At 56.8% G+C, this 12,758-nt stretch carries 7 protein-coding genes; 3 read left to right on the forward strand and 4 right to left on the reverse strand.

Annotated elements, in window-relative coordinates:
- Nucleotides 1-506: 506 nt before the first annotated feature.
- On the reverse strand, nucleotides 507-686 hold the full coding sequence (locus NZ823_00805) for a hypothetical protein (protein MCS6803666.1): 180 nt from the start codon (nucleotides 684-686) through the stop codon (nucleotides 507-509).
- Nucleotides 687-959: 273 nt separating this feature from the next.
- On the opposite strand from NZ823_00805, the gene NZ823_00810 reads away from it, so the two are divergent.
- Nucleotides 960-2,348: a hypothetical protein gene (locus NZ823_00810; GenBank protein ID MCS6803667.1), complete on the forward strand. Its 1,389-nt coding sequence runs from the start codon at nucleotides 960-962 to the stop codon at nucleotides 2,346-2,348.
- Between the two features lie 11 nt (nucleotides 2,349-2,359).
- The gene (locus NZ823_00815; protein ID MCS6803668.1) at nucleotides 2,360-3,994 is read left to right on the forward strand and encodes an FAD-dependent oxidoreductase; all 1,635 of its coding nucleotides are present in this window, start codon (nucleotides 2,360-2,362) and stop codon (nucleotides 3,992-3,994) included.
- Between the two features lie 133 nt (nucleotides 3,995-4,127).
- On the opposite strand, the gene NZ823_00820 is transcribed toward NZ823_00815, so the two are convergent.
- Genes NZ823_00820 through NZ823_00830 form a run of 3 tightly spaced genes read right to left on the reverse strand, consistent with a single transcriptional unit; the run spans nucleotide 4,128 to nucleotide 11,073 of the window.
- Entirely contained in the window at nucleotides 4,128-4,814 is a 687-nt protein-coding gene (locus tag NZ823_00820) for a DUF2270 domain-containing protein (GenBank protein MCS6803669.1), read from the reverse strand.
- A 14-nt stretch (nucleotides 4,815-4,828) separates the two neighbouring features.
- Nucleotides 4,829-8,716, reverse strand: a complete 3,888-nt coding sequence (locus NZ823_00825; GenBank protein ID MCS6803670.1) for a hypothetical protein — start codon at nucleotides 8,714-8,716, stop codon at nucleotides 4,829-4,831.
- Between the two features lie 17 nt (nucleotides 8,717-8,733).
- Nucleotides 8,734-11,073 carry a carboxypeptidase-like regulatory domain-containing protein gene (locus NZ823_00830; GenBank protein MCS6803671.1) on the reverse strand — a complete coding sequence of 780 codons (2,340 nt, stop codon included), beginning with the start codon at nucleotides 11,071-11,073 and terminating at the stop codon, nucleotides 8,734-8,736.
- A gap of 106 nt (nucleotides 11,074-11,179) precedes the next feature.
- Between NZ823_00830 and NZ823_00835 the strand changes: the two genes are divergently transcribed.
- The gene (locus tag NZ823_00835; GenBank protein MCS6803672.1) at nucleotides 11,180-12,757 is read left to right on the forward strand and encodes a heme-binding protein; all 1,578 of its coding nucleotides are present in this window, start codon (nucleotides 11,180-11,182) and stop codon (nucleotides 12,755-12,757) included.
- Nucleotide 12,758: the final 1 nt, after the last annotated feature.

Here is a 12,758-nt window from a genome sequence, read left to right on the forward strand (position 1 = left end):
CGGGTGACCGAGTCCCCTTGGCCGCCCTGCTCTAACACCCCGTGTCAACAGAAAACTCTTGCCCGTCGCATTTCCAAGCACGTTATTTGAAACGATTACGCCAGTGGGGCTCCGCGTATCGGCAACTCCTGGTCAGACAATACCAATAGTCCGAAGAAACGCCATGTGTGAATCAGGAGCCAGAAGTCAGAAGTCAGGAGTCAGGAGTCAAGAGCCAGAAGTCAGGAGTCAGGAGTCAGCAGCCAGAAGTCAGCAGCCAGGAGCCAAGGTCATACAAGAGTGAAAGACCATGTGTGATGAAGAGCACTGGAGCACAGTAGTAGAACGCGGCAGTATTCGATGTTCAGTGCGCATCCGGCAGGATTCACTCATGCTCCGTTCGTCTCTGCTGAGCCGGGCAAGCGGCTCATGCGAAGGTAGCCAGACGTGCCACGTCTGCAAGAGCAGATCAAACAATCGTGGCGCGTCTGCAGTCGCGCCCAGATGTGCGCGTTCGTGACCAGCGACTAGACAACATGAACGAGCCGGTGGGTAAACAGGTAGCGCCCCGTCAAGGCGCGAAGGATTGCGGATGACGCGCGCTCAGGCGTTGCACGTCTGGCTATCCTCTGATGGCGGCTGCCGCCGCCGAAGTAATGCTGAGTGAAGATCGCACATTGCTGCTCCGTCACTTCAGTTCCCACCATGCTTTTGGCTTCGTGAACATGGTCTTTCCCTCCGAAAATTTGTAGAACATCGGTTGCGCTGATCGAAGACTTGCTGGCCAAATAAGAACATCAAAACGCTCTCCTGATCTGAAGCGGCGCTCCATTGACGTTGCGATTCGACCGGACTCCTTGACTTGCTCCAGGACACTCATATCTCCAGCTTTCATGGGGTATGATTCGGCGATGCGCTGCATTGACTTTGCAAACTCACCTCGTCTATGATGGTCGCCGCATCGCAACTGAGGAAACACTATGGCACGTGTTAATCCGCAGCCCTGGTCAAGCCAGACGATCAAGCGCATCCTGGTTCTGGTGACGCTCATTGGCCTTGCTTCGGTGTTCATTTGGTTATGGCGTCCCCCTCAACCACCGGAAGCGCCGACCCAAGCCAACACGCCGCCCACGACTGACGGGTTCGCCTTCACCGGCGCTGGCTCATGCAGCTCCAGCGCCTGTCACGGCGGCATCGCGCCCCGCCCCAACGAGCGCGTCCGACTGAATGAATACAGCATCTGGGTTCTGCACGACAAGCACGCGAAAGCCTATGACGTTCTGCTCAATGAAAAGTCGAAACGCATGGCGCGTCTGCTCAAGCTCGATAAACCAGAAACCAGCGATAAATGCCTGGACTGCCATGCAACCAATGTGCCAACGAACTTGCAAACCAAATCATTCAACATCACTGACGGCGTCAGTTGTGAGAGCTGTCACGGCCCGGCCGGCGGCTGGCTCAGCGAGCACACGCAGAAAGGATGGAAGCATGCGCAGTCGCTGAGTCTCGGCATGTACGACACCAAGAATACGATCAAACGAGCGGAGAAATGTTTGAGCTGTCATCTGGGCACGGATACCAAAAAGGTGGATCACGAGATGATCGCTGCTGGTCATCCCGATCTTACGTTTGAGTTAGATACCGACATAGCGATCATGCCGGCACACTGGCTGGAGACAGAGGACAAAGGGCCATGGTTCGGCGTGCGTCAATGGGCTGTCGGGCAAGCGGTAGCATTGCGCGAGGGCATGAAACGTCTGGCGCGACAGGCGGAAAGTCAAGCGTGGGAGCGAGGCTGGCCGGAATTGGCCGAGCTGGATTGTTACGCCTGTCATCACAGCTTGCGTGAGCCAAGTTGGCGACAACAGCGTGGCTACAGGAATACGCCCGGCTATCCCTCATATAATGATTCGCGATACCGCGTCTTTCGTCACGCGCTTGCCTCCATCTCGCCCAACATGCGGCAAACGCTCGACGAAAAAATTGAGCAACTGCATCGCATGTTCGATCAACCAGTCTATCGTCGGCGCGACATTGCGGCAACGGCTCAACAGGTCGCCGATATTGCCGATCAACTGGCGCGACAACTGGACAGCATGGCATTTGATCAACAAATCACCCGCGCCATCCTGCGCGCCGTTTCCAGCGATGAACAAGTCGGGCTGGTCTCTGGCATCCGCTCGGCTGAACAGGCGGTGATGACGATTAACACACTCTTCCGCACCTACCGAAAAGCTACAACTGTGCCCAACGAAGCGGCTATCACTGCGGCGATTGATCGTTTGTTTGAAGATTTGAAAGACCCGGCACGATTTGATCCCAACCTCTTTGCTGCTCATCTGCGAGCCGTTCATAAGTTCTTCCAATAACCGCGTAGGCCATGCCACAGGCAACGACCAATGTAGTTATTCTGGGTGGCGGCTTTGCTGGAGTCTACACAGCGATGTACTTGAGTCGCGCGTTAACAGCCGATGAACGTCGTCGCATCAGGATCACCCTCGTCAACAAAGAAAATTACATCGTGTTTCAACCATTGCTGCCGGAAGTGATTTCAGGCGCGATTGAAATGTTGCACGTCATCAGCCCGATTCGCCGACTAGTGCCTGGCGCTGAGTTATACACTCGCGAGATCGAAGCGATTGACCTGCAGCAGCGAACCGTGCGACTGGCGCCGGGGTTTCGACCCAAACCGCTCACGCTTCCATTCGATCATCTGGTCATCGGGCTGGGCACACGGCTGGACGCGGCCAAAGTCCCCGGCATGCAGGAACACGCCATCCCATTTAAGTATCTCGGCGACGCGCTGCGATTGCGGAATCATCTGGTGCACGTGCTGGAAGAGGCAGCTATCGAGACCGACCAACAGCAACGAGAGAAACTCTTGACGTTCGTCGTCGCCGGCGGCGGCTTCTCTGGCATCGAGTGCATGGCTGAACTGAACGACTTTGTGCGCGAGGCGATCAAGCATTACCCGACTATTCAACCGCATGAGCTGCGTATGATCGTGCTGCAAAGCGGCGAACGAATCCTGCCGGAAATGGTTGAACGGTTGGCCAACTTCGCTCATCGTTTGTTAACCGAGCGTGGCATAGACATCCGCCTGAGAACTCGGCTGCAGGCTGTCACGGCTGAGTCGGCCATCATTCAGAACCAACTCACTCATCAGCGAGAGGCCATCCCGACGCGAACCGTGGTCGCCACCGTGCCTGCCGGCGCACATCCGCTGTTAGAACAACTGCCTTGCCAACGCCAGGCTGGACGGTTGTGTGTCACCGAATTTCTCAACGTGCCCGATTGGCCCGGCGTATGGGCGCTTGGCGACTGCGCCGCCGTGCCGCAACCGGACGGCATCCTCTCGCCGCCAACGGCGCAGCATGCTCTTCGTCAAGCGCGAACCTGCGCCGCCAATGTACTGGCTGAAATTCGGGGCGGCCGGAAACAACCGTTCAGCTTCACCGGTCTTGGCAAACTCGGATCGTTAGGACGTCGCTCGGCTGTGGCCGAACTGTTCGGCGTTAAATTTTCAGGACTGCCCGCCTGGTTGATATGGCGCGCTGTCTATCTCTGGAAGCTTCCCGGCTTCGACCGAAAAATCCGCGCGCTGATGGACTGGTTCCTGGACGTCATCCTGCCCCGGGACATCACACAAGTGCGAATCTTTCAACCTGACGCTGTCATCCAAGAACACTTCGAGCCGGGCGAAATCGTATTCGATCAGGGCGACTTCGGCGACAAAATCTACTTCATCGTGAAAGGAGAAGTGGTGGTCATCAGAGACAACGAAGTGGTGGCGCGCTTAAGCGACGGCGATGTATTTGGCGAAATCGCGCTCGTTTCCGATACCGCCCGCACAGCTAGTGTGCTGGCGACGACGCCACTTGATGTGGTCACCGTCTCACGCAGCGCATTTAAGAAATTGCTTGCTCATTTGCCCGGCGTTCGTAGCACGATGAGCGAGATCATGCGCCAACATCTAGCAGAATCAGCCGAGCTGAGACAACAGATCAACTCGTGAAACGGTCGCGCTGCTCGAAGCCCACTCTCTTGAGCCGCGCAAGCGGCTCATGCGAAGGTAGCCAGACGGGCAACGTCTGGGACAACAGAGCAAATCAGAGCGGCGTGTTGGAGACGCGCCAAGACATTCAATGCTACACCTGAATGCCGAGCTTCAACGTCGGGTCTTCGTGCTCGTCTACCTCGCCGACCCGACCGGCCGCATGTTGCTGCTTGAGGGTAATAATGGCAAACAAGAACAACGCCACATAAAATCCTACGCCTATCGCCAACGCAATCTTTCCTGGTATCGGCCCAATCGTAGCTCGCCGCCAGAGCTCCTGCCATGTGGTCAAGGCCGTAGGATGGATAATGATTTTGCCCATGTAGCTAATTCCTAGGATCAGCAGAATCCAGGCATAATTGCGACGCAGCCGCCGCCCCAGGGCTTCCCAATAGCTAATGTGGAAGTGCAAGTTCGTATAATCATCGGCCAGCACCTGATGCCAGTTGTTATCAACCCGCACGCCTTCGCCGCGCAAAATGGGCGCATAGAAGCAGACTTCCAACAACCGCACCCGGGTCCGCCAAATGTCGAAGTAACGATACCGCCGAGCCTCGATTCCTAAAAAGACCAGCACGAGCAATCCGACCAGGACGAGCGGCAATGGTGAATTCTCCGGATTGCTGAACGTCAATGAGAGCGCCAAGCCGGTGGTGGCCACTGCCCAGTTGGTCGTCGTATCCAGGCGTGTGCGCCAGACTTTGCTGCGATACATCTCGCCTCGATACAGATGGGCCAAGGCTCCCATCTCGGCTGTATCAAAGAAAGGTGTCGACATGTGGTCGCGTGCATTCATCGCGGTGAGATTATTCTTGGTCGGCTCCGCTGCCATGTCAAGAACACGAGAACAACCATCGGCCCCAGCAACCACGAGAGCCACCCGGCGCGACGCGCGCTCACCGGTTGCGTGGGAATGTCGTTCGTCACCGTATAGAGACGGCCTGCTCGCAGGTAGAGGCGTTGCATCTCCGTCAAGTTGAACGGACGCGAACCACGGCGACCAAACACAGCCAGTTGATAGCCACTCTCATCAACGGCGCGGTCGCGGTCGAGTCCTTCGGAAATGGCCAACGCCGGCCCGTGTGTGTGATACGTGGCAATTAACCTTGGATTGGGGCGCGGGCTGAAGCCTAAATAGTGAGGTGTATCACGCGGCGAAAAAAGCTGAACAACACGCAGGCCATTATGCCCATCGGCGATGTAGGCAAACTGACTGGCGTTGGTCATGCCGACTTTCACATCGCGCGCATCATTGATCGCTCCATTAGCGTTGAACCATTGATCCAGCCGCGGCTGTTCAGGCCGTTCAATATCAAGGATAGCCAGTCCTTGCTTTCCAGCGGCCACGTAGGCATACGTGCGAACCAGGTAGAGATTGTTGGCTTCGGCCAACGGGACGACAGCTCCGGGCACTGGACGAGGTTGGTCCAGCGCCGTCACGTCCAGCACTTTGACGCCCTCAGCGTCACACACGAACGCATAGCGAAACTGCACAGCGACGGCTTTCGGTCGAACAAGGACAGGCGGGCCGATCTCAGCCACCACCTTCGGCTCAAGCGGATTCTCTAAACTGACCACCACCACCCCACGATCACAGCAGATGTAAGCATACAAACCGGCGATGGTGATATTGACGGCGCCGTTGAGTATTCCATTGGGATTGAACGTGACGGCTCGCTTCAGAAAATTGTTCTCTGGATTTCCGTCGAGTAACGTGGCGACGCCCGCGTTGTTGGGATCACCTGGCGGATTACCAATCACAATCAATCCTTCGTACTTGTCCGTCACATAGAGAAATGCATAAAGCAGCGGAATGCGCTGTTTGTCATCACGGTACTCTGCTTCTTCGTTTTCTGGACGATGCGGGCGAGTCGGATCAATCGCCATGGTGGAGGGAGAGGCCACTGCCGTGGCATAGCGCGTCTTGACGTAAAGCTGCTGGCCGAGCGGCGAAACCGGCGCTGTGACGATCCGTTCGGAAAAGCCCTTCTGATCAATTTGCGCCACATCATAAACGCGGAAACCGCCAGCCCCGTTGGCCGTGTAGAGATATTCACCGCGCAACTGAAGGCTCAGCACCTCGGTGTCGTGCCCAGGCCAGCTCAGAACGTCGTTGCCCGGATGATGATAGGCTTCTTGCAATTGATCGCCACGTTGCTTGTGTTTCTTGTACCGCTCAGGGTAGGCCACCTGATGAAGCGTGCTGCCAATGACGGCCTGTGGCTCGTCATGTTCGGTGACCACGACTGCTTCAAATCCCTTCCGGCCCTCGGCCACGTAGACGTAGCGTCCAAGGAAGTTATAGAAATTGGTCCCCTGCATCAGCACCATCGCCATCCACGCATTGTTATCGTTCTCGCGCGATATATGGCAATCGGTGCACTGCTTGGTCTCTCGTGAGCGAACCGTGTGCGGCACAAATGGACTGAACGCCGTTCCGCTGTAGCCTTCGGCTGAGACGGTCTGTTGCTGCGAATAAATCCACTCGCGATTTTGATTCTGCGAGCCAACTAAGACGGCGCATGCCGAACGAATCGGATTGATACGACGCCCCGTCACCGTTCCGTTCAAACCGAGCATGAAGACGTCATCGCGCAACGTCTGAAAGTTATACTCGACGTAGTTGCGCAATTCTTCACCTTCATTGTGCAACATCGGCTTTCGTTTATTAGCCTTCTGTGGCAGATGGCAGCCAAAGCAGCTCGTCGTCCATGAGGTATGGCAGGCGATGCAGGTCATCGTTTTGTTGGCGTGAGCTAGGCGATCATCCGAGACAACCGTTCCCCAGCTTTGCCCGTCGCGCTGAAGCGTTTTGGCCAAGGCCGATTTTTGATTGAAGTCGGTATGACCTGGCGTGATCGTATCCTTGACTTGGCGAACCGGCCACTCCTGTCCTGGGTTGACCATCGAGCGTTGGTAGAGGCGGTTGCCGCGCCAGACGAAGCGTCGCGGTCCCCACGGCGTTGACAAGCGGCTCAGATCAGTGCCGCCGGGCGGAGCGGCCGGCCCCGACGTTCGCAAATTCGTATACCGCTCAATCGTGCCATGACAATCAATGCAATCAATCTCGATGGCGGCACGAACTTCGCCATACAGTTTGCCGTTGCCATGAACATCCTGCTCGAAATGGCAATCCACGCAGTGCATGCCGCGCTCCAGATGAATGTCTCTCAGATGAACGGCTTTTTTGAACCGGTCAGGATCATCATGCGGGACAATTTGACCATTGGCATCGAGCAGGTTGCCCTTCCGGTCTTGACTGTAGACAGCGCGAAAGACCCAGCCGTGCCCGTGAAAATCGGCAAACTGTGTGCGCGATAATTTCGGGTTGATGTCGGTATAAAGGTTGGCCAGAAATTCTTTATCTCCCCACAGGCCGCGCTGCGCCGAGCCTTCCGGGTTGGCCCGCTGAATCTGTTCGAGTTCTTCAGGCGAGCGTTTCAGCTCCTTGGCCGGATACATCCACTCGCCGTCGGTTTCGTTGTCCCACCACGTGTACCCCAGATAGCTTTGCGTCACCGTCGTGCCGGGATGAACATGACAGACGATGCATTGGCTTGATGGAATGGCTCGCGTCAGCACGTGCTTGATTGGGTGACCGGACTCGTTTTTGGGAATCGTCGGATCGGCCGAGAAGCTGTGACCACGATGTTTGAACGGGGCGTATGGGCCGGCGTGCATGGGGTCGCGGTCGTTGGCATACACGACATGGCAAGCTGTGCAGCCGCTGGAACGATAATCGCCCGGCTGATCATTCGTCCCCATAAAGGAGAGCATCGGATCAAGCAGCCGCGTCTTTTGCAGTCCGATGAATACCGGATCAGTTCGATTCAGCGTGCCGAGTCCGCGCACGCTCAGTCCTTTATCCGGTTTGCCGCCTTCTTCTTCAGGATCAGGATTTCCCACTTCCAGTCGGCGGCGTCCGCCTCTCTCGAAGACTCGTAGGATATTGCCTGGTTGCGTCACTTCCCATCGTGGCAGCGGGTCCAGATATGGCAGAATCCCTTTCAGCAACGTATCACGCGGCGTCGGCGGCGGGATCGTTTGCAGCCTTCGTGGTATGCCATCAGCCGTATAGCTTTCGCCATAACGTGGGTCTTTGAACGGCACCGAACCGTTGTTATACAGCGCCGCGCCCCACAACATGGCTCCATGCGTCATCATGCTCTTTTGCACGTTGGCGACAATCTGGGTATGACAGCCGGCGCTCCCACAACTTTGCATAGCCACGCGCAAATCACCGGGATTAACGAAGCGAATAAATTCCGGACTTTCATCATTGAGTTTGGCGAATGATTGAACCGGATTGGCCGAGCTTTTCCACAGTTCTGGCCGGCGCGGTTGCACGTGGGCGCGTTGTTTGGCCAACTGATAGGATTTTGAATAAGGCGGCTGATTGGCCGCGTCAGCCGGTTTCTGGACAGTGGCATCGCCGCCGTGACAATCCACACAGCCGATGCGCACCGTCCGCGTCGGGTGCATGGTCGGTTCATCCATCGGTGTGTGGCAGCTCAAACAACCGGCGCTCTTGCGGTCAGCTTCGTCTTGCCGTTGAGACAGCAACGTCGGTTCCTGACCGGTGGCCGTTGAAATCAACAGACTACTCAAGCCGATGCTCAGCGCCAACGCCAAACAGAATCGCTTCACGTGAAGTGTGACCTTGCCGATGCTTCTGTTCATCACATCTCCCTGTGACGTCAAAACGTGAACCGCGTGCTCGCAAATGCGACGTAGAGCACACGCGAATTGAAAATATCCTTCAATCCATTGCCAGGCACCAGCGCCGCCACGCCGCCTTTCAAGATAATGTTATTGTTCAGCAGCGGGCGATACTGCACGCCAATGCTGTAATCCGTGCCGATGAAACGCCGAATCGGCGCTTGATAGAGCAACTGCTCAATCGGCTCCGTGTGATGGAACCACAACAAATTCACATTGACCAGCGAGCGGAGCTTTGGCGTGAGCTCCAGATCGGTTCCCATATTGAACAAAAACAGGCCGGGATTGACGAAATTCGATTGCCCTTCCCCCTTGCTCGTGCGCAGGCTGGGAATCAAGCTATTGGGTTGAACCAGTCCGACGCCGGTGCCGGTCAGACGAAGGCCCTGACGATTCCAAAAACTAAATTCGCCGCCGGCAAACACCGGCTCGTCAAAGATGGTATCAAACCCGCGCGCGCGACGATCTGTCGGCCGGTCATCGCCGGATGACCAGAAGAAGGAACTTTTCAATCGCAACCAATCGCGATCCACCGAGGCTTCAACAGCGGCCATCTGCGCATTGACATCAACACGGCGATTGGCAATCGGATTGAAATCATCTTCGCCCAGCGCCTGATAGAAGGCATGCGTTAGATTCAACCGGCCAATGTGACCATCGCCGGCGATGCCCAGATAGACGATGTTCAAATTATGCGGCCTAAACCCGCCAATCGGCGCAGGCCGCTCAAGGAAATTGTTTCGATTGAAGTGCAACCCGCCTTTGTCACGATGACCGGCGTGATCGTCGTTGTAATGAATGCTGCCCTGAATGGTATAGCCTTTGACAATGAAATCTTGCCGGTACATGTTGAAGACGGCCACATTCTGATGACGCGATTGAAAGACGGTGTTGAGCTCGCTGTTGGTGTCTTTGTCTAGTTGCGTGAAATAGGCCAGGTTCCATTGATAGAGATTGTTATGATTGTTGCCAAACAACCGATAGCCCATATTCTGCTCGCGAAAGATGAACCCACGAAAATCACTATTGAATTTCTGGATACCGACGCGTAGCGAGGTGAAATCGAAATAGGGGCTTTTATCGCGTTTGAATAGGCCGCGAAAAAAACCAATCAAGCCAGGCGGCGAGTCAGCCAGCTTGATTTCGCCAAACAGTTCCTGCAATCCCACGTGGCCATCCAGCCGATTGGTCCCGCGACGAACGTCTATATTGACCACACCGTTTTCTCGCGTGTTCAGATAATTGATGTTGAACACCGGCGTGATACGAAATACCCAATCCTGCGGCTTAAACGCCGTGCTGCCGCGAAACAACTCAAAGGTCAGTTCAAAATTTTGTCGCAGGAAAAACATCTCGCCGCGACCGAAGAAGTCTTCGCTGCCCGCTTCGGCGGCGCTCGGTGGGCTAGGAATGTAGAGCCGACGCGCCTCCGTCAGCGTTTCGCTCGAACCTGTCACAATCGCGAACACGTTTTGCCCGATGATCGGATAATCGCCTTTGAGCACATTCTGATTATATGGGTCATAGGGTCGGCCCCGATGGTAGGGCGCTTCGTAGCCGGTTTGCCGATCCCAATCGGGCCAGCCCAGCCGCCAGCGGTCGGCGACGCGATCGGTCTTCTGGCCGCGCCGAGGACGACTGCCCGAGCCTGTGTAACCAATGGGCGGATCAACCGGCGTGATAATTTCGCTTACGTCCAACGGGAGAACCGGCGTGGGCCGTGCCTCAGCAGGCCGTTCATCGGTTGCACGTCGAACATAGGAGGCTTCAGAGCCAGGCTCCTCAGTCACCACGAGCGAGCCGTCGCTTTCCGGCTTCAGCAGCGGCTGATAAGGCAATCGCTCGATGCGCGCTGGCGGCAACGTTGCCGGTTTCATCTGCACACAGAGCGTCAGAACCTCTCCGGCAACAATCCGCAGATGCTGCTGGACTACGGACACAAACCCGCTTTTGTCGGCTTGGAGCTCATACTCACCCGGCGGCACATCAAGCACACGAAAAATGCCATCACCATCGGTCAACCGCAAAAATGTTTTGCCTGTGGTCAAATGCCTCAGTTTGATCGCAACGCCGGGAATCGGCGTTGTCGAAGGACCGGTCACCAATCCCTGCAAATCACCTGCTTGCGGTAGCGGCTGACGCGGAATGCGCTGTACGGAGGACTCTCCCAACTCAATCGGCTCAATCCATTGCGCCAGGACAACTGGTTGACCGACGAAGCAAAATCCAATCAACCACCACGAAACAATCGCCACCGTGATAGCGGCTCGGCAATCCCGGCATTGCTCAAGCCGACCTCTTGCGATTATTCGACTCATACCGCTCCGCACAGCAAGGCGGCATCAGAGTAACATAGCCTCCATCAACTATCAACCAATTTGATTGCTGGACAGCGTTGGCGCAGCATGATAATTTGATAACCCGATGAAGCGAACGCTTTTCACAGCCAGCCTGGTGATCATTGCGCTGCTGTTGGCTGAAAAGAGTCGCCACGATGCCCAAACCGGTTCGCCGATATTGACCGCCAGCGATGTCCAGCAACTGATCGGACGGGCTGCGCGGGCGCTGGCTGACCCAACGATGGTCATCGCCGTCACCGACCGGGCCGGGCGGATTCTTGGCGTGTTCCGCAAGCCGCAAGCGCCGCAGCTTGCGCTGGGCAATTTTGGCCGGATGGTCAACGCCAACGACCTGGCTGTCGCGCTGGCTCGCACAGGCGCGTTTTTCAGTAACGATCAAGCGCCGCTCTCATCACGCACAGTGCGCTTCATCAGCGGCATTCACTTCCCGCCGGGGATTGCGTTCACACCCAACGCTGCGCTCTACGGCATCGAGAACACCAATCGAGGCTGCCCCCTCGATCCAGAACTTGACACCCTCATTCCGCGCGCGCGGGCGCTGGACGGCGGTTTCGGCTTGGGCATCATCACCGGCAAGGCCGATCTGCTGGACACAATTCCCTACCCTGATGCGCTCAATCCGGGCGGCATACCGATCTTCAAACAGGGGCGGGTCGTCGGCGGCATCGGCGTGGTGCTCGGCGCGCGCGGCGAGCGCGTGACGCAAGCTGAACTGGTAGCATTCACGGCAGCGTGCCCGTTTATCGCCTCAGCTTTGCCGTTGCCGTCGCCTGGGGTCATTTTCCTTGACGGCATTCGACTGCCGTTTGCCGTCATCAATGGCCAAGAGCTGCCGCCAATTCCAAGCTCCTTTCAATGCCCAGCAGGGTCAACCGTTGACGTGAGCAACTTCCCGCAGCCTGGCGAAGGCTCATACGTGGTCATGCCGCGAGATGGCGGAATTGTGCCCGATGGCTGGCTGCTTGGACCACGAGACGGCCTAGGTCTAACGCGAGATGAAGTGCGCCGCATTATCCAGCAGGCGGTGGAACGCGCCGAACGCACGCGGGCGGCTATCCGGCTGCCAGCCGGCAGTCGCGCCCGATTCGTCATCGCTGTGGGTGACGTGAGCGGAAGGATGCTCGGCGTCTTTCGCATGGCGGACGCTACTGTGTTCAGCATTGACGTAGCGGTGACCAAAGCGCGTAATGTCGTCTATTTCAGCAGCAGCTCTGTTGACCCACGTGATATGCCCGGCGTTCCACCCGGCACAGCCGTGACCAATCGGACCATCAGCTTTGGCGCGCAACCCTTATACCCACCGGGCATTGGTCCGGGTCGCGGTCCGTTTGATCCGACCGCCGCTGGCCCGTTCTTCGACCTCTATCAACGCGATACGAATTCGCTTTGCACGCAAGGCCATCAACCACCCAACGCCAGTCAGAGCGGCGTGGTCTTCTTTCCCGGCGCCGTCCCGCTTTACCGCGATGGCCAGCTCATTGGCGGCCTCGGCATCAGCGGCGATGGCGTTGAACAAGATGACTATGTGGCGGCAGCCGGCGCCGTAGGCTTTGAGCCTCCTGCGCAGATTCGCGCCGACAACGTGATCGTGCGCGGCGTCCGATTGCCCTATCTGAAATTTCCACGCAATCCTGAAAGGTGAA

This window comes from Blastocatellia bacterium (genome assembly GCA_025054955.1).
Classification (GTDB): Bacteria; Acidobacteriota; Blastocatellia; order HR10; family J050; genus JANWZE01.

Coding starts and splice junctions, on each gene's coding strand:
- NZ823_00805 (MCS6803666.1), bottom strand. CDS start 686: ATGGTGGGAACTGAAGTGACGGAGCAGCAATGTGCGATCTTCACTCAG.
- NZ823_00810 (MCS6803667.1), top strand. CDS start 960: ATGGCACGTGTTAATCCGCAGCCCTGGTCAAGCCAGACGATCAAGCGC.
- NZ823_00815 (MCS6803668.1), top strand. CDS start 2,360: ATGCCACAGGCAACGACCAATGTAGTTATTCTGGGTGGCGGCTTTGCT.
- NZ823_00820 (MCS6803669.1), bottom strand. CDS start 4,814: ATGTCGACACCTTTCTTTGATACAGCCGAGATGGGAGCCTTGGCCCAT.
- NZ823_00825 (MCS6803670.1), bottom strand. CDS start 8,716: ATGAACAGAAGCATCGGCAAGGTCACACTTCACGTGAAGCGATTCTGT.
- NZ823_00830 (MCS6803671.1), bottom strand. CDS start 11,073: ATGAGTCGAATAATCGCAAGAGGTCGGCTTGAGCAATGCCGGGATTGC.
- NZ823_00835 (MCS6803672.1), top strand. CDS start 11,180: ATGAAGCGAACGCTTTTCACAGCCAGCCTGGTGATCATTGCGCTGCTG.